General features: G+C 40.2%; 19 protein-coding genes and 1 pseudogene. 13 read left to right on the top strand and 7 right to left on the bottom strand.

Translation table 11 applies throughout. The features are described from left to right. Nucleotide 1: 1 nt before the first annotated feature. Genes fliD through Sdiek1_RS06995 form a run of 3 tightly spaced genes read left to right on the top strand, consistent with a single transcriptional unit; the run spans nucleotide 2 to nucleotide 2,362 of the window. Entirely contained in the window at nucleotides 2–1,726 is a 1,725-nt protein-coding gene (fliD, locus tag Sdiek1_RS07005; RefSeq protein WP_087438530.1) for a flagellar filament capping protein FliD, read from the top strand. A 20-nt stretch (nucleotides 1,727–1,746) separates the two neighbouring features. Next, entirely contained in the window at nucleotides 1,747–2,124 is a 378-nt protein-coding gene (gene fliS, locus Sdiek1_RS07000; RefSeq protein WP_087438529.1) for a flagellar export chaperone FliS, read from the top strand. Further along, a complete protein-coding gene (locus Sdiek1_RS06995; protein ID WP_238099226.1) occupies nucleotides 2,099–2,362 on the top strand; it encodes a hypothetical protein in 264 nt (87 codons plus the stop codon). Before fliS ends, Sdiek1_RS06995 begins: the two co-directional genes overlap by 26 nt. A gap of 23 nt (nucleotides 2,363–2,385) precedes the next feature. Here Sdiek1_RS06995 and Sdiek1_RS06990 read toward each other — a convergent pair whose 3' ends face one another. Continuing rightward, the gene (locus tag Sdiek1_RS06990) at nucleotides 2,386–4,026 is read right to left on the bottom strand and encodes a sodium:solute symporter family protein (protein WP_087438527.1); all 1,641 of its coding nucleotides are present in this window, start codon (nucleotides 4,024–4,026) and stop codon (nucleotides 2,386–2,388) included. Continuing rightward, nucleotides 4,026–4,193 (bottom strand): symporter small accessory protein, encoded by a 168-nt coding sequence (locus tag Sdiek1_RS14855; protein WP_161492012.1) that lies wholly within the window; start codon nucleotides 4,191–4,193, stop codon nucleotides 4,026–4,028. The genes Sdiek1_RS06990 and Sdiek1_RS14855 overlap by 1 nt, the downstream gene beginning before the upstream one ends. Nucleotides 4,194–4,408: 215 nt before the next feature. On the opposite strand from Sdiek1_RS14855, the gene Sdiek1_RS06985 reads away from it, so the two are divergent. The 5 genes from Sdiek1_RS06985 to Sdiek1_RS06965 are packed head-to-tail and all read left to right on the top strand — an operon-like array spanning nucleotide 4,409 to nucleotide 9,801. Beyond that, the gene (locus Sdiek1_RS06985; RefSeq protein WP_087438526.1) at nucleotides 4,409–6,220 is read left to right on the top strand and encodes a thiamine pyrophosphate-dependent enzyme; all 1,812 of its coding nucleotides are present in this window, start codon (nucleotides 4,409–4,411) and stop codon (nucleotides 6,218–6,220) included. 1 nt (nucleotide 6,221) lies between these two features. Further along, nucleotides 6,222–6,758, top strand: a complete 537-nt coding sequence (locus tag Sdiek1_RS06980; RefSeq protein ID WP_087438525.1) for a 2-oxoacid:acceptor oxidoreductase family protein — start codon at nucleotides 6,222–6,224, stop codon at nucleotides 6,756–6,758. Continuing rightward, entirely contained in the window at nucleotides 6,755–8,056 is a 1,302-nt protein-coding gene (locus tag Sdiek1_RS06975; RefSeq protein WP_087438524.1) for a phenylacetate--CoA ligase family protein, read from the top strand. Before Sdiek1_RS06980 ends, Sdiek1_RS06975 begins: the two co-directional genes overlap by 4 nt. Next, nucleotides 8,053–8,487 (top strand): ACT domain-containing protein, encoded by a 435-nt coding sequence (locus tag Sdiek1_RS06970; protein WP_087438523.1) that lies wholly within the window; start codon nucleotides 8,053–8,055, stop codon nucleotides 8,485–8,487. Before Sdiek1_RS06975 ends, Sdiek1_RS06970 begins: the two co-directional genes overlap by 4 nt. 15 nt (nucleotides 8,488–8,502) lie before the next feature. Then, nucleotides 8,503–9,801, top strand: a complete 1,299-nt coding sequence (locus Sdiek1_RS06965) for a phenylacetate--CoA ligase family protein (RefSeq protein WP_087438522.1) — start codon at nucleotides 8,503–8,505, stop codon at nucleotides 9,799–9,801. Between the two features lie 205 nt (nucleotides 9,802–10,006). Here the strand turns inward: Sdiek1_RS06965 and Sdiek1_RS06960 are convergent, their stop codons facing one another. The 3 genes from Sdiek1_RS06960 to Sdiek1_RS06950 are packed head-to-tail and all read right to left on the bottom strand — an operon-like array spanning nucleotide 10,007 to nucleotide 11,820. Beyond that, nucleotides 10,007–10,246 (bottom strand): virulence RhuM family protein, encoded by a 240-nt coding sequence (locus Sdiek1_RS06960; protein ID WP_192866781.1) that lies wholly within the window; start codon nucleotides 10,244–10,246, stop codon nucleotides 10,007–10,009. A 24-nt stretch (nucleotides 10,247–10,270) separates the two neighbouring features. Beyond that, the gene (locus Sdiek1_RS06955; RefSeq protein ID WP_087438521.1) at nucleotides 10,271–10,561 is read right to left on the bottom strand and encodes a nucleotidyltransferase domain-containing protein; all 291 of its coding nucleotides are present in this window, start codon (nucleotides 10,559–10,561) and stop codon (nucleotides 10,271–10,273) included. Beyond that, entirely contained in the window at nucleotides 10,558–11,820 is a 1,263-nt protein-coding gene (locus tag Sdiek1_RS06950; protein WP_202819590.1) for an HNH endonuclease signature motif containing protein, read from the bottom strand. The genes Sdiek1_RS06955 and Sdiek1_RS06950 overlap by 4 nt, the downstream gene beginning before the upstream one ends. 9 nt (nucleotides 11,821–11,829) lie before the next feature. Here Sdiek1_RS06950 and Sdiek1_RS06945 point away from each other — a divergent pair, with 9 nt between their 5' ends. From Sdiek1_RS06945 to Sdiek1_RS06925, 5 genes and pseudogenes are all read left to right on the top strand, one after another. Then, entirely contained in the window at nucleotides 11,830–12,777 is a 948-nt protein-coding gene (locus Sdiek1_RS06945; RefSeq protein ID WP_087438520.1) for a YbgA family protein, read from the top strand. Nucleotides 12,778–12,779: 2 nt separating this feature from the next. Then, nucleotides 12,780–14,129 (top strand): cryptochrome/photolyase family protein, encoded by a 1,350-nt coding sequence (locus Sdiek1_RS06940; protein WP_087438519.1) that lies wholly within the window; start codon nucleotides 12,780–12,782, stop codon nucleotides 14,127–14,129. A gap of 82 nt (nucleotides 14,130–14,211) precedes the next feature. Further along, nucleotides 14,212–14,842: pseudogene (locus tag Sdiek1_RS06935) on the top strand (NAD(P)H-dependent oxidoreductase). Between the two features lie 154 nt (nucleotides 14,843–14,996). Further along, nucleotides 14,997–16,229: a putative DNA modification/repair radical SAM protein gene (locus tag Sdiek1_RS06930; RefSeq protein ID WP_087438518.1), complete on the top strand. Its 1,233-nt coding sequence runs from the start codon at nucleotides 14,997–14,999 to the stop codon at nucleotides 16,227–16,229. Then, nucleotides 16,229–16,972: a TIGR03915 family putative DNA repair protein gene (locus Sdiek1_RS06925; RefSeq protein WP_087438517.1), complete on the top strand. Its 744-nt coding sequence runs from the start codon at nucleotides 16,229–16,231 to the stop codon at nucleotides 16,970–16,972. The genes Sdiek1_RS06930 and Sdiek1_RS06925 overlap by 1 nt, the downstream gene beginning before the upstream one ends. 417 nt (nucleotides 16,973–17,389) lie before the next feature. Here the strand turns inward: Sdiek1_RS06925 and Sdiek1_RS06920 are convergent, their stop codons facing one another. Both Sdiek1_RS06920 and Sdiek1_RS06915 read right to left on the bottom strand, forming a co-directional pair. Then, on the bottom strand, nucleotides 17,390–18,814 hold the full coding sequence (locus Sdiek1_RS06920; protein ID WP_087438516.1) for an efflux transporter outer membrane subunit: 1,425 nt from the start codon (nucleotides 18,812–18,814) through the stop codon (nucleotides 17,390–17,392). Then, a complete protein-coding gene (locus Sdiek1_RS06915; RefSeq protein WP_087438515.1) occupies nucleotides 18,804–21,932 on the bottom strand; it encodes an efflux RND transporter permease subunit in 3,129 nt (1,042 codons plus the stop codon). The genes Sdiek1_RS06920 and Sdiek1_RS06915 overlap by 11 nt, the downstream gene beginning before the upstream one ends.

The raw sequence follows: 21,932 nt of genomic DNA, 5'->3' as shown, positions 1-21,932 counted from the left end.
AATGGCAACAACTTCAACGACTACCACCACAAGTAGTACGACCGGTAGTTTGAGTTCATTGGGTCTTGGTAGTGGTGTATTAACAAGCGATGTTTTGGATAAATTACGTGCCGCTGACGAATCAGGACTTGTAAAACCTATTGATAATAAATTAACTGCCAATGCAACCAAACAAACGGATTTGGCATCGATTCTATCACTCGCAAATGCGTTGAAGTCGTCTACCAATGTACTATCGGATGAGAATAATTATCTCAAAAGAACGACAACCGTCTCTAATGATGCAGTATCCGTCACCGCAAGTGGTGGTGCAGCGGTAGAAAACTTTACACTGCATGTGAATACACTAGCCAAACAAGATATTTATCAATCAACCAGTTTTTCAAGCCAAACAAGCTCTTTTACATCAGCAAGTGACACACTTAACCTCAAAATTGGGACAAGCAATTATACTCTTGATATAACTTCAACAACAACACTGTCTGATCTTAAAGATATGATCAATGATAGGACTGGCGGAAAAGTCACTGCTTCTATTCTTAACGTTGGTGGAACTAATCCTTATAAGCTTGTCATTAAATCAACTTCAACGGGAGCGAATAATGCCATTACATTATCCTCCACTGGTACAGGAACGGCACTCACTGATTTGGGTCTGGATACAGCGGCTAATCATCTTCAAACGGCAACAGATGCCTCCTTTGTCTACAATGGCGTTACGATCAATCGTTCATCCAACACAGTATCGGATCTTGTTTCTGGACTAAGCCTGACTTTAAATAAAGAACAAACAGACGCAACAACCAATACAACAGTTGCCGTTACACAAGACTGGACTAATATAACGACCAATCTTAAATCACTTGTCTCTGGGTACAATGATCTGATGAGCAAACTCAAAAGCACAACCACTTATGATACAACTGCAAAAACAGCGGGGACATTTCAAGGAGTAACGCAAGTGAGTTCTTTGAGTTCTGCTATTCGTAAAGAAGTGTTAAGTGTTGATAGCAAAGGCAGAGGATTGAGTGATTATGGTATCTCCATGGATAGTACAGGCGTATTGTCATTTAATTCAGCGACCTTTGATGCTAAAGTAGCTGCTAATCCTGCTGATATTAAAGACTATTTTCAAGGTTCAACAACCTACAGTAGCACTTCTTACAATGGTTCATCTGTTGCAGCAGGAGCATTGAGTATCGGTTCAAGTGCCTTTTCAATTAATGGCAAGGCTATTACGCTTACAACAGGTGCTAGTGCAACGACAGCAGATAACTTGGCTGCCATTAAAACAGCCATTAATAATGCTGGACTTTCAGGCATTACTGCAAGTATTGGCACAAATAATAACATTGTTTTAAAAGGTACTGCAGGTGCGGATATTGTTATTAAGGGTGACACTACAGCTCTTGCTTCTTTAGGACTTGCCGCAAATAATGTTTACTCTTCCCCGACTATCAAAGATGGTATCTTTTCAACGTTTAATAGCATCATGAATGGTTACGTCAATACCACGGATGGAACGCTAACTCAGTACAACACAAGCTTAACAACGCTCAAAACAGCTTTAACAACATCTAGAGCAACCGCCGTTTCACGTTTGGATACTAAATATAACGCAATGGCAACAAAATTTGCTGCTTATGACAGTATGATTAGCAAACTAACCAATGAGTTTAGCAGTCTTTCTACTATCATCAAACAATCCACTACCTCTAAATCGTAACTAAAATAAAGGAATTAATAATGTATTCAAACTTAGCATATTCAACTTACTCACAGAATAACGCCTCAATTGAATCTTCTGAAAAGTTGATTAGGATGCTATATGAAGGCGTTTTACGCTTTGCATCACAAGCTAAAAGAGCCATAGAAGATGGTAGCATCGAAAAACGAACGTATTGGATCAATCGTACGTCCGCAATCTTTACGGAGCTTATCAACTCGCTTAATTACGATGGTGGGCAAATTGCTTATTATCTCAGTGGTCTTTATGTTCACCAAGTTAAACTTCTTGCTGAAGCAAATCTCAACAATGATACCTCTAAATTAGATGAAGTTATTAACGTTGCCAAAGAATTATTACAAGCATGGAAAGATGAGACGGACAATGTCGTGGATTGAATCTTTTACAATCGCTATTATTGAAGAAAATTACACTCACATTGGTGATCTTATTGAAAGTGTTCCTCAATTTGAAACGGTTGATGAAGCGATCACCGCTTGTGCGCTGATCCAAGAAGCTTTAATAATTATACAGAGAGAAAAAGAAAGCACTTTTGAAGCGATGCAAAAACTTAAAAAAACACGTCAGTTTATTGATACATCCACAGAATCGTACATACAAGAGTACAGAGGGTAAAACTCTCTACCCTCTTCTCTTTTCTAATCTTCAAAACATTTTTTAATTAATGCTGGACTCTCTGGTTTTGTCATGAGCGAAACAGCCACTGCAGTTAAAAGCGAAAGAGGTAAAGCAACCATCATTGCATCCACAAAGGTAATTTTTCCGCTTAAAAGGCTATTGACTCCAAAAAGCATTTTACACAGACCTAACTCTTTTGCCTCTTGAAAATGAACGAAAACCAACCAAAATGTTGTAATAATCGTACCAACAAACATCGAAGCAATCGCGCCTTTTTTAGTCATACGTTTCCAAAAAAGTCCACCAAAATAAGTTGGCAAAAATATACTCGCACAAAGCGCAAAGAAGATGGCGGTACTGCGGGCAATAATAGCGGGTTGTTTATCGAAAAAGTAAGCTAATATGACTGAAATGACGATCATCACTACAATACCTACCCGTGTAATGAGGAGTGAATTTGGATTATGCTTTCCTGCTAGTTGTTCAAAAACATCACGACCTATTGCCGTCCCCATTGCATGAAACTGACTGGAAAGTGTACTCATAGCCGCTGATATTAATGCAAATAAAAAAATAAATGAAAACCATCTTGGCATTGCAGCATTGATAAAATGAGGAATCACTTTTCCCACACCATCGGTACTTTGAAGTGCATTTTTACCTTCATTAAACTCATAGTACCACACATTGGTCACTGAACCAACCAGATAGATGATCCCCGTCATAGCAATGATAAAAATACCGCCAATCAAAACCGCACGATTGAGTTCGTTTTTACTTTTAACGGTCATAAAACGAACCACGAGTTGTGGTTGTGCCAAAACACCTACACCCACACCCATCGCAATGGTTGTAATAATAAAAAGCCATCCCTCTGAAAGGAAAACAGGCATTTTATTCCACCCTTGAAATCCCCAGTTCATCGAGAGTTTCATTAAAAAATCAGGACTTCCCACGGCAAGCTCTTTGATAGAAATGTTGGAAAGCGGTGCAACGGTTTTATCCCAAACCATCTCCAACTTTGAAAGTCCCACGTCAACGCCACCGATGGCATTAAACACCATCACCATCAAAATGATCATCGCTACAAACATAATGACCCCTTGTAGCGCGTCGGTTAACATAACGCCTTTAAGTCCGCCTGCTAAAACATAACCCGTTACAATCACTGACATCACAAGAAGAGCAAGGTGATAGTCCACTTTGAAGTAAGCGACTAAAAATTCTGTTCCACCAATTAAAACTGCTGAAGTGTATAGTGGCATAAAAATTGTGATAAGAATGCCACCAAATACCTGAATAAACTTAGAATTAAAACGTCGTCCTAATAATTCAGGAAAGGTGTGTGCATTAAGTCGAATGCCCATTTTTCGCGTTGGATTGCCCAAAAAAACAAACGCGATAAAGACACCGATAAAGATGTTACAAAACGTAAGCCACAAGAGTGAATTTCCAAGCCATGCCGCGACACCACCAAACCCCACGATGGCAGCGGTAGAGATAAAGGTTGCACCATAACTCAGTGCCATAACAAACGGATGCGTATTTCCACCTGCGATAAGATAGTCTGCTGAACTTTTCGTCTGCTTATACCCCACAAAACCTAGGTAGGCAAGCACTGCGAGGTAAAGTATAATGACAATATTTTCAATTAAATTCATCACAGATCCTTATTGATTTTAGCTTCATTTTTATCCCACGTTTTGCGTTCAAGCACCTTCTCTTCTTTATCTTTGTTCCAGTAAATAATGCCGTAAACAACGCATAAGAGAGCACTCGCATTCATTAACCAGAAGGCTAACCCAACACCTAAATCAAATGTTCCCATACCATCCCTTTCCTTTTAAAAGTTCCTTAAAATAATATAAAAAGCTTTAACGAAACTTTATTTCTTTCATTAATAGATTATAAAAAAAGTGATTAGTTTCAAAATTGCCCACTTTATAAGTAACGTTTTTGACACAATGGCTTAGATAAGTATTTTATAAACTAAGTTTCAATACCCTTTAAAATTACTACGTAAAAGCGATGGAGCACAACGATATGAAACAGATTTTGATGGGGAATGAAGCGATTGCCTTGGGATTGATTCACGCGGGTGTGGATATGGTTTCAGGCTATCCAGGAACGCCTTCGAGTGAGATTTTGGGAAATTTCCAAAAATTTCGCGATAAAAACAAACTAGAAGCCTATGCACAATGGGCAACCAATGAAAAGGTCGGTTTTGAGGTTGCTTATGCGGGAGCAATTTCTGGTAAACGTACCTGTGCGACCATGAAGCAAGTAGGACTCAATGTGGCGAGTGACGCTTTGATGAGTGCCTCTTACATTGGACTTAAAGGTGCGATGTTGTTGATTTCATGTGATGATCCAGGATTTTACTCCTCTCAAACCGAACAAGACAGCCGCAGTTTCGCTAAATTTGCACGTATTCCTGTCCTTGATCCTAGCACACCCCAAGAAGCCTACGATATGGTCAAACTGGGTATTGAATTCTCACATGAATTTGAATCGATTGTCATGCTTCGCCCTGTTATGCGCGTCAGCCATGCCAGAGAGATTTGTGAAGTTGACGATGGTTTACATGTAAAGGCAAATCAAGGCAATTTTGAGCGCAATATTCCTCGATGGGGCGCTGTTCCTCCTGCGGGAAGATTTCGACAAGGCTTAGAACAGATTGATCGTTTAGAAGCCATCAAAGCTTGGAACTGGGATCATCTCATCAAACCTAAAACCCATGCACTCAAAGGTGAAACTATTCTCTGTCTTACCAGTGGAACGGGTGATGGTTATGTACGAGAAGCTATGAGCGAATTAGAGATCAAAGCAGATATTTTAAAACTTGATATGCCCTACCCACTTCCCAAAGAAAAGCTCGAAGCACTCTTTGTTAATTACGACAAAATCATTGTTTTTGAAGAGAGTTTTCCTTGTATTGAAGAGCAGTTGAGCTCTCCAAAACTCTACGGGAAACTAACCAAACACGTACATCTCATCGATGAATTTTCAAAAGATAAAGTCCTTGCTGCGCTTGCAAAAGCAGACGTCATAGCGCCAAGTCATGCGTATCAAAGTGAAAAGTACGATCAAGAGCTTCCTAAGCGTCCACCCAATATGTGCCCAGGTTGTCCACACCGTGATGTGCATTACGCCATTACCAAAGTCTTTAAAAAGAAAAAATCTATCTACACATCCGACATCGGCTGTTACACGTTAGGGCTCAATCAAGCAGCCATCGATACGATTTTGTGTATGGGAGCAAGCATCTCAATGGCGAGTGGTTTTAGCATCTCGGATCCTGATAAAACCGTTGTTGCCACCATTGGTGATAGTACCTTTATGCACTCAGGTGTTGCGCCACTCATTAATGCCGTATATCAAAACCATAAATTTGTACTGATCATCCTAGACAACTCCACCACCGCAATGACAGGTCGTCAAACGATACCTGAGCGAACCAATCCAAACCAAATCGACATCAAACGCATCATTGAAGGCTGTGGCATCGCATGTCACGAATACGTTTACGAGCAAGACCTCACGAAAACGGTTGACTTCATGAAGTCACTCCAAGAAGCCTACAAAACAGCCACTTCACCTGTCGTTGCTGTCGTACGAGAGTTTTGTGTCCTTGATAAAGACAATGCGCTAGGACGCCTTGGCAATGTAGTTGTAGAAGTTGATGAAGACAAATGCGTCGCCTGTGATTCGTGCATCACTAACTACAAATGCCCACCAATGCACTACAACGATGCAGGAAAAATGGAGATTGACCCGTTCTTATGTGCAGGATGTGGTTCATGCCTTGACGTGATCTGTCCGACCGATGCGTTTGTGAAAAAAGAGGAGAAGTAAGATGAAGTATCAAATTGTTATCGCAGGAATTGGCGGACAAGGTGCGGTCTTTTTGGTTAAAGTGCTCAGCATCGCTTCTGCAATTACAAACCAAAAATGTTTAGGAACTGAAAATCATGGTATGAGCCAACGGGGTGGTTCCGTTTCGTGTTATGTCAAAATCGGCGATTTTTACGCTCCTGCGATTGATGAAGGACAAGCCGATCTTTTAATCGCACTTGAGGGTAATGAAGCACTTCGCAACATTCAGTATTTGAGTAAAGAAAGAGGTGTCATAGTGATGAATGCACCGAAGAACTTTCCCAAAGTTGACTTTGAAACCCACAGCATTGATGCGTTTAAAAAAGCGAAAGCTAAAGAGTTTCCCATCGATGCACTCAACGTCTATATGCTAGGCGTTACACTCGCACTTGATGCACATTTTCCGTTTACATGTAAAGAGATTGAAGAGGCGATTACGATGATGAACGCGAAAGTAGCGGAGAAAAATATCGCTGTACTTCACCAAGGTATCAACGATACAAAGGCGAAAAAATGATCTGGTCAAAAGAAGAGACATTACCTCGTCATAAACTTACTGAACTTCAAACAGAACGACTCAAAGACACCGTCGCACGCGTGTATACCAACGTACCGTTTTACCAAAAAAAGTTTGAAGAGCTCGGCATTACGCCTGCTGATATTACGTCTATTGATGACATTGTCAAACTTCCATTTACAAAGAAAAAAGATTTGCGTGACAACTACCCTTTTGGGCTTTTTGCCGTGAAAAAAGATGCGGTTGTACGCATTCATAGTTCCAGTGGAACAACAGGCAAACCCACCGTTGTTGGTTACACACGAGCAGATCTTGATACATGGAATGAAGTCATGGCGCGTGTCTTTACAATGGCAGGCGTCACAAGCGAAGACACTTCACACAATGCGTATGGTTACGGTCTTTTCACAGGGGGTCTTGGGCTTCACTACGGCGCTGAAACCGTCGGTGCAACGGTTGTTCCAAGCTCAGGTGGTTTTACCTCACGCCAACTGATGCTCATGAAAGATTTTGAAGCAACCGTACTTACATCAACACCCTCCTTTGCCCTGCATATGGCAGAAGCCGCGGTGGCTGAGGGCTATGACATAAAAAAAGATTTCAAACTCAAATGCGGCATTTTTGGCGCAGAACCGACTAGTCTTGGGCTCAAAGAAGAAGTCGCGCGCGTTTGGGGCATTCACTACTGCGAGATTTATGGACTCTCTGAGATCATCGGACCGGGTGTTTCAGCAAATTGTTTTGAAAGCAGTGACCTGCATGTGTTTGAAGACCATTTCTATCCAGAAATCATCGACCCAAAAACACTCGAAGTCTTGCCATTGGGTGAAAAAGGCGAACTGGTCATCACAAGCCTTACTAAACAAGCCTTTCCCATCATTCGTTACCGCACAGGCGATATCACCTCTCTGGATCGCACGCCATGCAAGTGTGGACGAACGCATGTGCGCATGAAAAGTGTCATGGGACGTGTGGATGACATGCTCATCGTCAATGGTGTCAATGTCTTCCCATCGCAAGTGGAACACGTTCTTGCCAACATCGAAGGCATTACGCTCAATTACCAAATCATCGCCGATAAAAAAGGCTATCTTGATAAACTCGAAATCATGGTCGAAGTCACCGAAGCGATGCCACTGGATAGCATCGGCTCTTTAGAAGCTTTAAAGAAAAAAATCCAACATGAACTGCTCAACAACCTCTACATTAACGCAGAGATCAAACTTGTTGAGCCTAGAACCATAGAACGCAGTGTCGGCAAGGCCGTGCGCGTCATCGACAAAAGGAATAACTCATGAAATGCAACATTAAACAGCTATCGGTTTTTTTAGAAAATAAAGCAGGCGAACTCTCTGAATTTACGGGAATTCTTTCAAAAAATGGCATTTCCATAAAGTCAATTTTACTAGCGGATTCAACCGATTTTGGTCTCATTCGCACCATCGTTGACAATCCTGAAAAAGCTAAAACGGTACTCGAAGATGAAGGCTTTAGCGTACGTTTCACCGATGTCTTTGGTGTCAAGATCGAAGATGTCGTAGGAAGCTTTGATAAAGCTGTGAGTGCCCTTTCAAAGGCAGGCATTAACATTCTCTATACCTATAGTTTCTATGAAGCCAATACAGGCATTTTTATTTTCAGTGTCGATAAAGACCGATTTGACGACGCGATTGCTGCACTTCAAGCTCAAAATATTGAGATTGTTCAAGCTAAACACTTTTACATGTAAAGGTTGGAAAAACCCATGACATTCAGTAAAAATGAAAGCCTAAGCCGTGACGAGCTTCAGGCTTGGCAGCTCAAACATCTCAAAGAAACACTGCTTCGCGTCTATCATCTCGTGCCTTTTTACAAGAAAAAGTTCGATGAACATGGTGTTTTACCTGAAGATATTAAAACGCTTGAAGATATTGCCAAACTTCCGTTCACCAAAAAACATGACCTTAGAGACAACTACCCTTTTGGCATGTTCTCGGTCGATATGGACCAGATCGTGCGCATCCATAGCAGTAGCGGAACCACGGGAAAGCCCACCGTCGTGGGCTACACCGAACACGACATGGACATCTGGGCGGAAGTGATGGGAAGAGCCTTTACGATGGGTGGCGTGACCTGCCAAGACATCATGCAAAACTCTCATGGGTATGGACTTTTCACGGGCGGGCTTGGCTTTCATAATGCCGCTGAGCGCATGAAAATCGCCGTCATTCCAAGCTCCACAGGCTTTACCTCTCGCCAACTCCTTCTTTTAAAAGATTTCGGCGCAACCGTACTGACCGCCACGCCTTCTTTTGCGCTTCATATGGCAGAAGTGGCTAAGGCTGAGGGCTATGACATCCAAAAAGATTTCAAACTTCGCGTGGGATTTTTCGGAGCGGAGCCTACGAGTGAAGGGCTTAAAAACGAGATAGCCCATATCTGGGGCATCGACTACCACGAGATTTATGGACTATCTGAGATCATCGGACCGGGCGTAGCGTGTAACTGCAAACACTCCAATCTTTTGCATATTCATGAAGATCATTTCTACCCTGAGATCATCGACCCAAAAACGGGCGAAGTCTTACCAGAGGGCACGCGAGGCGAGCTTGTCATCACGACGCTCACCAAACAAGGCTTGCCGATCATTCGTTACCGAACGGGTGACATTACCTCTTTAACACGCATTCCGTGTCGCTGTGGCAGAACCATCGGCAGGATAGAAAGTATCGTCGGCAGAAGTGACGATATGCTTCTCATCAACGGCGTCAACGTCTTTCCATCGCAAATCGAGCACGTGCTCTCCAAACAAGAAGGCATCACACTCAACTACCAAATCATCGCCGACAAAAAAGGCTACCTCGATAAACTCGAAATCGATGTGGAACTCGATGAACATCTCATCAGCGATGATGTCAGCTACCTCGGAAACCTCAAAAAAGAGCTCCAACATTCTCTTTTAAACAATCTCTACATCAACGTCGAAGTCAAACTCGTCGCGCCTAAATCACTTCAACGAAGCGAGGGAAAAGCGACGCGCGTGGTGGACAAACGACCGAAATAATCTTTTACATGTAAAGTCTTTTGGCTTTACATGTAAAACGCTTTCTATCCTTCTAAAAAAATGAGATTATAATGTTTTACTTTGATTTTGTTAGTTGTTGCAAAATTTGCAACAACTAATTTATAAATAATTATTGCTTTTTTAAATTATATGTCTATTTTTTCTATTTTGAACTATTTCCTTTTTGGCAATAGTTGAACGGTAGTTAATTTTGGTCTCCGTCAGCTGTCGCAAAATTTGCGACAGCTGAAAGTCCTTCAAGTTCACCGTCTGAAAATACATTATTGATATGCTTTCCTATCGTTTTGACATCACGCCCAAAAAGCTCTGAAAATTGATTTCTATTGAGCAAAACCGTTTCATTTTCAAGTCTTGTTTCTATTTTTGTGTTGCCATCTTCATTTGGGTAAATAAGAATATTTGATGTTGGTGTGGTGTTGATCATATTATCTTTCCCAATTTTTATATATTATTTCAGTTTTTGATAGTTAAAAGAAATTTTTTCTAAAAAATTAGTTTGCATTAACTCTTTCTCACTTAAAAGTGTAATATCTATCTCTAGTTTAAATAATGTTGCTAAGAATTCGTCTATTATATTTTTTTCATTTTCAATCTCTTTTGTATATTCTTCATATACAAGCAATAAATCAATATCATTTGGAAACTCACTATTTTTTACGATAGAACCAAAAATATAGACCTCTGTAAATAACTCAAATATATTAATATGTGTAGATATTAAATAGATTATTTTATTCATTTTAAATTTTGGATATACACATAAAAATCATCCATAGTCAACAATGTAACACCCATAATTTTTGCTTGTTCATATGCTTCATTAGAAATACAACTCCCACCATTCCAATTGTGCAAATTAACTATAATCAAACCTTTTTTAGGTGCAAGTGAAATAAGTTCAGCTTTACTTAAACAATATTCATAAATAAATTTAAAAGACTTTTCTTTGACAGTTACATTAGATAAATTCTGGCAATTTTCTATTTTAAATGCAATATGATTATTATCTAAATATTTTAAGGCAAAATTTAAACTTCCTAACCTAATTCCTACACTTTTTAGACAATGATATGAAAAATACATTTGTCTTATTCTTGGAGCATCACTCAAAAATAATTGAACATACTCATCATGTTCTTTGTATATTAAAAATGGATCCTCAATTCCTAAGGTAATTCCTACAAATTTATCTTCGTTTTGTAATTTGCAAATTAAACATTCCAATGATTCAACAGAAGGCAACATACCTTCTAAAGATGATTCTAATCCAAATATTGAATTAACCTCTTCAGGAAATAAAACTGTTCGTATTTTTTCATCATCTTTTCTAGTATCCCTAAACTCATCAATATGTAAAATTAACTGATCTATGATTGCTAAATTTGAAAAATATTCATCATGATGCTTTTGAAATAAATCTCTATTTTTACTTAGCAAAAATCTCAGCTTTTGATTATTAATCAATATCTTTTCTTCAAATTTTTCCCATAATTTTCGCTTGTCATTTAAATAATAGCTTTCATAAATAGTTTTATTTTCTGTAAGAAGAGGTTTAACAAGTTCTTCAAGTTTTTCAAATGTATCAAATTTTTGTGAAAAAAGTTGTGATACCTGTTGTTGTCTTTCACGTTTCCATATTCGAACTTCTTCTTCAGTAAAAGCTGAATTTTTATCAAAATTTGTATGACAATTTGGGCATAAAAGAATTAAATTTTCAAAGGAATTATCAGCAGAATCGCAATGAGGAATAATATGTGCCTTTTCTACAATGTCACCATTAGTTAACAACAAATCTTTTCCACAAGCAGGGTTCATGCATCTTCCCATAGACTCTGCGTAGAGTCGCCTTTGAATATATTCTGGAATAGCCTTTCTTGCCATCTTTCTATCCTTTTTCTTTAAATAAAAAATTTCTTTTATAAATTCTCCATAGTCTACCAAATCCCCACTAAGCCTTTTATCAAAAGGAGTGGCTATAATAGTCAAAGCTCTTTTCAAAGGAATTTCATGCTCAAAATTGCTGTTTCTGCCTGTTTACTAGGCGAGCCTATTCGTTACGATAAAACGGGTCAACGGGATCGTTTTATTACCGACAAGCTTGGTAAATACGCTTCATTTATTCCGTTTTGTCCTGAGCATTTAGCCTTTGGAACACCGCGTGAGACGATACGCATTGTGCTTGACAATGAGCATAAAAAGGTCATCACTGTCTTTTCTAAAAATGATGTTACCCAAGCGATGAATGAGGCTGTGGAGCATGAACTGCATAAAATCCAAAACGAAGCAATTTGCGGCATCATTCTTAAGTCCAAATCACCAAGTTGTGGGCTTGGCAGTGCTAAGTATTACAGCGATGCGATGAGTGAGGGGAAGAAAGATGGGCTTTTTGCGTTTACATGTAAAGCGCATTTTGAAGATTTTCCCATTGAGGAAGAGGCACGCTTGCTCGATCCGTGGCTACGGGAAAACTTTGTGATGCAGCTCTTTGCGTACGAAGAGGCAATGCAACTTCAACACAACATCCAAACCATGCAAGAGCTTGTGAGTTTTCACACCGCGTATAAGTTTTTACTGCAAAGCAAGCATGAAGCAAACTACCGACTTTTGGGCAAAATCGTCGCCAACCATGAGAAAAAAAGCCTGCATGTCGTGACGCATGACTACCTTGCTCTGTTTAAAAAGACGATTGCATACAAAGGTTCCATCGGCAAAACGGTCAACGTGCTTCAACATCTGGTGGGTTTTTTCAAAAAAGAGTTAACAAGTGCCGAAAAACAGGATCTTCACATTCAGATCGAAGCATTCCGCGATGAGATCGTTCCGCTCATTGCTGTGATGAATACCATCGAATTTTTGGCTAAAAAGTATGAAGTACATTACCTCTTAGGACAGAAGTTTTTAAACCCCTACCCTAAAGATTTGGCGCTGCGTTCCACCATTCAAGAAGGGAAATAAGCATGAAAAAAGTCCTTTGGTTTAGACGCGATCTTCGTGTTCATGACTCGATGCTTTTAGCACAGGATGGCGAGGTTTTGCCCATTTTTATCTTCGATACGAAGATTTTACGGGGTCTTGATACAAAAGATCGCCGAGTCTCGTTTATATTTGAGCAGGTGCTTAAACTCAAAGCCGATCTGAAAGCACTTGGACTTGACCTTGCTTTGTTTTATGGCACGCCTTTTGATGTTTTTACCTACCTTAAAACACTCGGCTTTGAAGATGTTTATAGCAGTGTGGATTACGATGACTACGCCAAAGAGCGCGATGGCGAAATTGCAGAGATGCTTCGTTTTCATTTTTTGAATGACTGTTACCTTTTTGAGCCCAATGAAGTGCTCAAAAAAGATGGCACGCCTTACCTTGTTTTCACCCCATATTACCACGCTTGCCAAGCACTTTACACACAATTTTACGCATTAAAATACGCAAGAGGTAACCAAAGCCTTGCGCAATTCAACTACAAAGAGCTTCTAAGCATTCAAGGGCACGCTCAAACGCCTTTACATGTAAAGATTGAAAGTATCGGTTTTGAGCCTTTACATGTAAACATTATAGAGCCTCAAAAAGCGTTGGAAATCTTTACATGTAAAATCGATTCGTATGAGCAAATGCGCGACTTTTTAGACGTAGACGCGACCTCTCACTTGAGTGTGCATTTGCGTTTTGGAACGATCTCCATTCGTGAAGTGGTGCGTTATTTGGTCGCGCTCAAACAGCAAGGCCACACCACAGAGCCTTTTTTTAGACAGCTGATTTTTCGTGAATTTTATGCTTACTTACTCTACCATTTTCCAAGACTTGCATGGGAAAATTACAAATACACGCCGCCCATTTCCAACGATGCAGAAGCCTATGAGCGTTTTATCTTGGCACAAACGGGCTATCCGCTGGTCGATGCGGCGATCACGGAGCTTTTAGAAACAGGTCTGATGCACAACCGCGCGCGTATGGTGGTAGGTTCATTTTTTACAAAACATTTGATGTTGCCGTGGCAAAAGGGAGAGGCATTTTTTGCGAAGTATCTTTTGGATTATGACGCGAGTGCCAATGTGCTCTCGTGGCAGTGGTGCGCAGGAACGGGGATCGATCCGCAACCTTATTTTCGCATCTTCAATCCCTATGCGCAGTCATTGAAGTTTGACAAGGAAGCATGCTACATCAAACGGTTTCTTCCCATTTTAAACGATATTCCAAGTGCCTGTTTGCACAAAGAAGCATACTTGACGAGCCATGAGATTGCAGGTTATCCAAAGCCCATCATAGGGCATGAGAGTGCTCGAAAACGGTTTTTAAATACCTTTTCTTAATTCAATACTTACCAAAAGTAATGTAAGAGAAAATAAAGTTTATTAACGTTATTATTTTGAAAATATATTAGGAGAACATACAATGCAAAACGACTTTTCAAAAGCGATGGACTTTCGCCACGCGTGCAAACTATTTGACGAAACAAAAAAAAATCAGTGAAGAGCAGATGCACTTTATCCTAGAAGCAGGTCGCAAGTCACCCTCTTCATTTGGTATGGAGCCTTGGAAGTTTTTAGTCGTCACCAACGATGAACTTCGTGAAAAACTACGCCCCGTATGCTGGGATCAACCGCAAATTACGACATGCTCGCATCTTGTCATTATTCTAGCGGCAATTGATGCTGTCAAAGTGGAGAGTGGGATTCCTATGAAGCGTTTTGCAAGGCGAGAAATGCCTCAAGAGAAAAAAGATTATTACATTAATCTTTACGCCAATCACCTCAAAGAAACCCTTAGTTCAGATAAAAACATCTATGCTTGGACGTCAAAACAAAGCTATATTGCGTGCTCCAACATGATGACCGCAGCGGCATTTATTGGTATTGATTCGTGTCCGATTGAAGGCTATGAAAAAGAGAAAGTCGAAGCAGTTTTGGGACTCGATACGAGCAAATACCAAGTCTCTATGGTACTTCCTTTTGGATATCGCATCAACCCACAATCATCACAACTTCGCATACCGTTTAACGAAGCGGTTGAATTTATTAAATAATCTATTTTTACGCGTCTCTTGGGCAAAGCTCAAGAGACTACATTAGCCACTATGGCACTCAAGCTTACTTCATACGAGGCAAAAATAAACTCTCTCACATTTCATTTTGAAATATTTTAGTCTTTACATGTAAAAAAAATCGTACCATGCTCGCATGAAACTTACAACCGAAGATAAACTCTCCCTCTTAGCAGGCAGTGCCAAGTACGATGTCTCATGCTCTTCCAGTGGCAGTGAGAACAACTACAAAACAGGCGAGCTTGGCTGTGCCCATAACAGTGGTATTTGCCACAGTTTTACGAGCGATGGCAGGTGTGTTTCACTTTTGAAAGTATTGTTGACAAATGTTTGCATTTACGACTGTGCCTACTGCATCAACCGTGTAAGCAATGACACTCCTCGTACTGCTTTTACACCACGAGAACTTGCCGATCTGACGATTAACTTTTACAAACGCAATTACATCGAAGGACTTTTTTTAAGCTCTGGCATCATCAAAAACGAAGACCATACGATGAGCTTGCTCCTTCAAACCTTGCGTATATTGCGCCATGAGTATCGCTTTAATGGCTACATTCATGTCAAACTTATTCCCGGAGCTTCAAAAGAACTCATCGAAGAAGCCACGCTTTTAGCCCATCGTGTTAGCTCCAACATCGAACTTCCAAGTGCTAAAAGCCTTGCCCTACTCGCACCCGATAAAACCAAAGAGAAGCTCCTCTCACCACTGAAACACGCGCGTGACATTACACTGCAACGAAGTGCTAAACCCATCTCTATGAGTACCCAAATGATTATAGGAGCAACGAGCGAGAGCGATTTTGAGATATTAAAACTCTCATCATCACTCTATCAAAAGGCACTGCTCAAACGGGTCTATTACTCTGCATATATTGCGGTAAATAACCATAAGCACTTGCCCGTTCCTGAACTTTCCAAACCTCCTTTGCTTCGGGAGCACAGACTCTATCAAGCTGATTGGTTGTTGCGCTTTTACGGCTTTTCATACGATGAAATTTTGAGCGAAAACCAAAACCTTGACATCCAATTTGACCCAAAAACCTTTTGGGCACTTTCCAACCTGCATCTTTTCCCGATTGATGTCAACCATGCACCCCAAGAGATTTTAGTGCGTATCCCCGGTATAGGCATACGGGGTGCACTAAAAATTTTACAAGCAAGACGGTTTAAGAAACTCAGCTTCGAAGACCTCGTCAATCTTAAAATATCGCTCAAAAAAGCACGTTATTTCATCATCGCTGGTAAAGATTTTCATCGAAGCACAAGCTTATATACCGAAAAGATCAAACTTGCTCTCATACACCAAGGCTCAAACGTCATTCAGCCAACACTTTTTGATACCTCCATCTACACAGGAGAGCTGTGATGATTTTGCTGTACGATGGCAGTTTTGAAGGGTATTTGAGCTTAGTGTATGAAGTTTATTATGAAAAATTAGAGGTAAGCGCCATTGTCAAAAAAATGCCAGAAACACTTCTGTTTGAGCGTTTTCATGAAGTTTTTTCCGATGAAATAAAAGCGCGTAAAGTCTTAGATGCCATGACTAGGCACTTTAATAAAGAGCAACAACGCACCATTTTTCATAGTGTATTATGCGACACACGAAACTATGAGATGGCACTGTTAGAGTATATTCGCATCGGATTTAAAAACCCTAAAGAGCTTCGAAACATTACTAATGCTTCCCTTTTTTACATCCAAAATCTCGAAAAAGAGCTGTTGTGTTTGGTGCATAAGATGTACGGATTTACCCGCTTTGAAGAGTTGGAAGATGGTACATTGTATGCCAAAATTGAGACAAAATTTAATATTGTCCCTTTTTTAGGGGATCATTTTTGCAAACGCTTAGGAAACATCCCTTTTATCATCCACGATGTCAAACGTGCTCTTGCCTTTGTGAAAAACGATGAACTGCGAGAAATTCGCTCAATCGCCACATTTGATACTCCAACCTATTCTAGCGAAGAAGAAAAATTTAAAGCACTGTGGAAAGTGTTCTTCAAATCAGCCGCCGTAGAAAGTAGGTACAATCCAAAGCTCCAAAAAAGCTGGGTTCCCCTACTTTATAGAACGTATATGAGCGAATTTAATATCACAAACGCCACATAGAATATCGAATGATTTCCCTAATTTATATTGGTACTAATCACATTTGTACTAATTAAATTTTGTGTATGAAATTGAATTGTTTCATTACATGTATGACAACTTCCAATAAAAACAAAATTAACAGTAAAACACCATAATGCAAAAACACTCAGAACAAAAAGCTTGAATTTCATTTTTTAACCTTATTTGAATTTTCAAAAGAATTCTAATCAAATAAAGGTTCTTCAAAGAGTCTTTTTTGCATATTTGTTCATTTTTTATTTTTTAGTTTTCATGCAAACATAATTATTTATATAAAGCTCATAAAAGAATGATTAAAAAGAAGAGGTAAACGCTTTTTACGTTTACATGTAAAGATGTTTTGAGCAAGGATGTAAACGCCCAAACAGAAAGTTTAGACGTTTACATGTAAGACAGTTATAGGGTATCAGCGTGCCTGTCAAACACCTCTTTATCCCAACCACCGCCGAGTGATTTGTAAAGAGAGACACCCGAACTAAGCAGTGCTTGTTTGGTTTGGGATGTAGCAAGCTTTGCTGAGAGCAGATTACGTTTTGCATCTAATAGTGTTAAATAATCGCCATAGCCATTTTCATACTGTTTTTTAGCCAGTAAGTATACTTGCTCAATATTCTTTTCATAGGAGAGCTGATGCTCTAGTTTTTGAGTGAGCGTATGTCGTTTGTTAAGGGCATCATAGGCATCTTGAAACGCTTGTTGAACCGTCTTTGCATACGCAATCTCTGCTAGCTCTTTGTTTGCCTTTGCACTCTCTACATTGGAACTAGTTTTTCCCATATTAAACAGTGGTGAGGCAAGGCTTCCACCAAAGCTGTTCATGCCTGATTGGGATTTCATCAGATTAGAAAGCTGTGTGCTCTCAAATCCAAGTGCACCTGAGAGGCTAATACTTGGAAAATAAGCAGCACGTGCCACACCGATGTTTGCATTGGCCGCTTTTAAATTCTCTTCGGCTTGGGTGATATCGGGGCGTTTGCTTAAAAGCTCGGAAGGCAAATTAGCAGGGACGTTGACATCGCTTGGTAAAACACGCGGTAAGCCATCTTTGCTAAACGCCGCTATGGCTTCAGGTGATTTACCCACTAAAACAGCCAGCGCACTTTGTTGGAGTAAAATCGCTTGCTCTAGCGCATCTTTAGTGATTTGAGCACTGTTCAGCTCTGCACGATCGGAGGCAAGAGTTCCTTTAGAAATAGCACCAAGAGTGTACTTCGCCTCATTGCGTTTAAGCCCCTCTTCTCTTGCTTTGATTGTCTCATTGGTGATGTCGAGCTGCTCATACAGACTAATGAGTGTAAAGTAACTATCGGCAACACTGGCAGCTAAAGAGATTTTTACCGTGTCTTTTGCCGCATATGTAGCAATCAAAGAAGCACGAGAGGAAGCTTCAGCTTCTTTGTATTTACCCCAAAGATCAAGCTCATAACTAAGGACTGCACTGAGTGAAAAATCATTGTACGTATTATGTGCTTTAGAGTTAAACGTATCGCCACTGCTTCTGATACGTTGGCCAGAGCCCTGGACATCAATACTTGGGTAACGATCCGATGTACTTCGTGAAAGCGTTGCACGCGCCAAAGAGATATTGGCCATCGCTGATTGAAGATCATAGTTATTTGTCAATGCCTCTTCAATTAAAGCGGTTAATTTTGCATCATGGTAATTACTCCACCATGCCGCATCGACATACGGTGTTTCACTCTTCACATCTGCACGGTACGTCTGCGGAAACTGTGTTGTAGGGACGTTCAACTCTGGAGAGAGCGAACATCCACTGAGAATTAAGGCTAGTACAGCACTGTAATAAAGACTATTCTTCATCTTTTTTTCCTTTACGTGAAAACTTCGCATTAAGCTGAGCGAGCCAGTTGTAAAAGAGTGGAATAAAGAAGATCGCAATCGTTGTTGCGGCAATCATACCACCAATAACACCCGTTCCTATCGCATGACGACTTCCCGCACCGGCACCTGAACTGATCGCCAACGGTAAAACACCAATAGTAAAGGCAAGTGAGGTCATAACAATCGGACGGAAACGTAAACGTGCCGCTTCAAGGGTTGCGTCAAAAATTGACTTACCTTTTTCTTGGGCTTGCATTGCAAACTCAACGATCAAAATCGCATTTTTAGCCGATAAAGCGATCAGTACCAAAAGACCGATTTGGAAATAGATGTCGTTACTCAGTCCTCGTAAATAAACCGCCATAATCGCACCAAAGACGGCAAACGGAACAGCGGTAATAACCGCAAGTGGCATGAGCCACCTCTCATACTGTGCTGATAGAATCAAGAAGATAAAGACGAGTCCGAAGATAAACGCTTGTGAGCCACTACCTTCCATCTCTTTTTCTTGGAATGATGTTCCAGCCCATCCTGTGGTATAACCCTCAGGTGCGACTTCTTTAACCACTTCTTCAATTGCTTTAATCGCATCCCCTGATGTATAACCCGGTTTTGGTTCACCAACAATTTTTGCGGCTGTAAAGATGTTAAAACGATCTACAATATCTGGTCCAATGGTACGTTCATACGTCACCAATGAACTGATAGGAATCAATTTTCCTGTGTTTGACTTCACAAAGATATTTTTCATATCCTCAGGTTTTTCTCTAAAATCAGCCTCTGATTGAACATTGACTTGATAGGTACGACCAAAGAGGTTAAAGTCATTGACGTAGTAGGCGCCAAAGGTTGATTGCAATGTGGTAAAGACATCTTTGATTGAAATACCCAATGCTTTCGTTTTTTCACGATCTAATGTCACTCTAAATTGAGGTACAGCCGTATCAAAGGTACTTCTCACCATCGTAAGCTCTGGTCTTTGTCTTGCTTTTGCGACAATGGCATTGGTAATTCTACCGAGCTCTTCCAATGAACCACCCGTTCGATCTTGCAAATACATCTCAAAACCACCTGAGATACTTAATCCCATAATCGGTGGAGGATTCAGTGCAAAGATGGTGGCATCCGGTACACCGAAGAAGGCACCGTTGAGTGCACCGCTCAGTATTTCTGAATTTTGGTTTGCTGCTTTTCGCTCACTCCAATCTTTTAGATTGATAAAGGCTGTTGCGGCATTGGTTTTAGCGGCACCACTGATAAGATCAAACCCTGAAATAGCAATAGTGTATTCGATTTCAGGCACATTGGCTGTAATCTTACTGAGTTCTGCACTCACACCTTCTGTACGATTGAGTGAAGAAGCAGGAGGCAATGCAGTCACGGCAAGTAAAAAGCCTTTGTCTTCCATTGGGACAAGACTTGTAGGTACTTTTTGGAAAAGTTCATATGTCATGCCCATCAGTGCGGCAAAGATGATAATACTGATGATACCATGGCGTACCACCAAACTAACCCCACTGGTAAACCAGTTGGTTGAAGCATCAAAGAACTCATTAAATTTTTTGACAAACCAAAACGGTTTTGGCTCTTTTTTCTTGAGGAAAATGGCGCACAATGCAGGTGTCAAGGTTAACGCTACCATACCTGAAATAATGACCGAAATAACAATTGTAATCGCAAATTGTTGGTACATTTGTCCTGTAAAACCACCCATAAACGATACAGGGATAAAAACAGCACATAAAACAAGAACAATGGCAACAACAGGAGCAGTTACTTCTTGCATCGCTTTAATCGTTGCATCTTTAACGGTAATATCTTTTTCAGAATGCAAGATACGTTCAACGTTTTCAATAACGATAATAGCATCATCGACAACGATACCAATGGCAAGCACCAAACCAAATAAGGTTAAAAGGTTAATCGAATAACCCAGTGCATACATACCTGCAAATGAGCCAATGATCGAAACAGGGATTGCTAAAATAGGAATAATTGTCGCACGCATATTTTGCAAGAACATGTAAACAATAATAACAACTAAAAGAAGGGCTTCAATGAGTGTTTTTACCACTTCATGTACCGAAATTTGAATAAATTTTGTTGTATCGTATGGCGTTACATAGGTCATATTTTCAGGAAAAGATTTTGAAAGTTTTTCCATGACCGCATCGACTTTTTTGGCTGTTTCCAACGCATTTGCACCGGATTGTAAGTAGATGCCAATCGGTACCATCGTTTGTCCATTAAGCGTTGCCGATACATCATACGATGCAGCACCGAGTTCAAGACGTGCAACATCTTTAAGGCGTAAAGTTGAACCATCTTTGTTCGATTTTAAGATGATATTTTCAAACTCTTCGACTTTATCAAATCGCCCTTGTGTTGTTACCGTGTAGGTATAGGCTTGAGCCGCTTTCGTAGGAGCTTGATTGAAACGTCCTGTTGCAAACTGAGCATTTTGTTCTGAGATCGAATTAATAACATCTGTTGGTGAAAGATTGTATTTGGCGAGTTGATCAGGCTTCATCCAAATACGCATAGAGTAATCTTGGTTACCAAATAAAGAGGCATCACCCACACCATTAACGCGCTTAAGTTCATCAATAACGTTGACAAGTGCATAGTTCGCCATGTAAATTTTATCATAGCTGTTGTTCGGTGAAATAATCGAAATAACTTTTAAAATCGTAGAGGATTGTTTACGTACCGTAACGCCTTGTGCTTGTACTTCACTTGGAAGACTGCTGAGAGCTGCTTGAACACGGTTATTGACGTTAATCGTCGCCTGATCAGCATTGGTTCCAATTTTAAAATAGACATTGATCGATAAAGAACCTGTTGATGAAGCCGTTGAAGACATATAGATCATATTTTCAACACCATTAATCTGTTGCTCAATCGGTGCAGCAACCGTTTTAGAAATGGTATCGGCACTTGCTCCTGCATACGTTGCTTTAACGGTTACTTGTGGCGGTGTCACTTGAGGATATTCCTCAATAGGCAAGCCTCTAATACCCATCAAGCCCGCTATAATCACAACGACCGAAAGAACCGTTGCAAAAATAGGCCTGTTGATAAAAAATTTAGAAAACAT

Source organism: Sulfurospirillum diekertiae (assembly GCF_002162315.1).
Lineage (GTDB): Bacteria > Campylobacterota > Campylobacteria > Campylobacterales > Sulfurospirillaceae > Sulfurospirillum.
Note: the sequence above shows the minus strand (reverse complement) of the source record. Positions and strands in the feature narration are given on the sequence as shown.

Excerpts from the sequence above, each read along its gene's own strand:
- Sdiek1_RS06995 (WP_238099226.1), top strand. The coding sequence starts at position 2,099 with ATGAGACGGACAATGTCGTGGATTGAATCTTTTACAATCGCTATTATT.
- Sdiek1_RS06980 (WP_087438525.1), top strand. The coding sequence starts at position 6,222 with ATGAAGTATCAAATTGTTATCGCAGGAATTGGCGGACAAGGTGCGGTC.
- Sdiek1_RS06965 (WP_087438522.1), top strand. The coding sequence starts at position 8,503 with ATGACATTCAGTAAAAATGAAAGCCTAAGCCGTGACGAGCTTCAGGCT.
- Sdiek1_RS06970 (WP_087438523.1), top strand. The coding sequence starts at position 8,053 with ATGAAATGCAACATTAAACAGCTATCGGTTTTTTTAGAAAATAAAGCA.
- Sdiek1_RS06960 (WP_192866781.1), bottom strand. The coding sequence starts at position 10,246 with ATGATCAACACCACACCAACATCAAATATTCTTATTTACCCAAATGAA.
- Sdiek1_RS06915 (WP_087438515.1), bottom strand. The coding sequence starts at position 21,932 with ATGTTTTCTAAATTTTTTATCAACAGGCCTATTTTTGCAACGGTTCTT.
- fliD (WP_087438530.1), top strand. The coding sequence starts at position 2 with ATGGCAACAACTTCAACGACTACCACCACAAGTAGTACGACCGGTAGT.
- fliS (WP_087438529.1), top strand. The coding sequence starts at position 1,747 with ATGTATTCAAACTTAGCATATTCAACTTACTCACAGAATAACGCCTCA.
- Sdiek1_RS06990 (WP_087438527.1), bottom strand. The coding sequence starts at position 4,026 with ATGAATTTAATTGAAAATATTGTCATTATACTTTACCTCGCAGTGCTT.
- Sdiek1_RS06955 (WP_087438521.1), bottom strand. The coding sequence starts at position 10,561 with ATGAATAAAATAATCTATTTAATATCTACACATATTAATATATTTGAG.
- Sdiek1_RS14855 (WP_161492012.1), bottom strand. The coding sequence starts at position 4,193 with ATGGGAACATTTGATTTAGGTGTTGGGTTAGCCTTCTGGTTAATGAAT.
- Sdiek1_RS06940 (WP_087438519.1), top strand. The coding sequence starts at position 12,780 with ATGAAAAAAGTCCTTTGGTTTAGACGCGATCTTCGTGTTCATGACTCG.
- Sdiek1_RS06920 (WP_087438516.1), bottom strand. The coding sequence starts at position 18,814 with ATGAAGAATAGTCTTTATTACAGTGCTGTACTAGCCTTAATTCTCAGT.
- Sdiek1_RS06930 (WP_087438518.1), top strand. The coding sequence starts at position 14,997 with ATGAAACTTACAACCGAAGATAAACTCTCCCTCTTAGCAGGCAGTGCC.
- Sdiek1_RS06925 (WP_087438517.1), top strand. The coding sequence starts at position 16,229 with ATGATTTTGCTGTACGATGGCAGTTTTGAAGGGTATTTGAGCTTAGTG.
- Sdiek1_RS06945 (WP_087438520.1), top strand. The coding sequence starts at position 11,830 with ATGCTCAAAATTGCTGTTTCTGCCTGTTTACTAGGCGAGCCTATTCGT.
- Sdiek1_RS06985 (WP_087438526.1), top strand. The coding sequence starts at position 4,409 with ATGAAACAGATTTTGATGGGGAATGAAGCGATTGCCTTGGGATTGATT.
- Sdiek1_RS06975 (WP_087438524.1), top strand. The coding sequence starts at position 6,755 with ATGATCTGGTCAAAAGAAGAGACATTACCTCGTCATAAACTTACTGAA.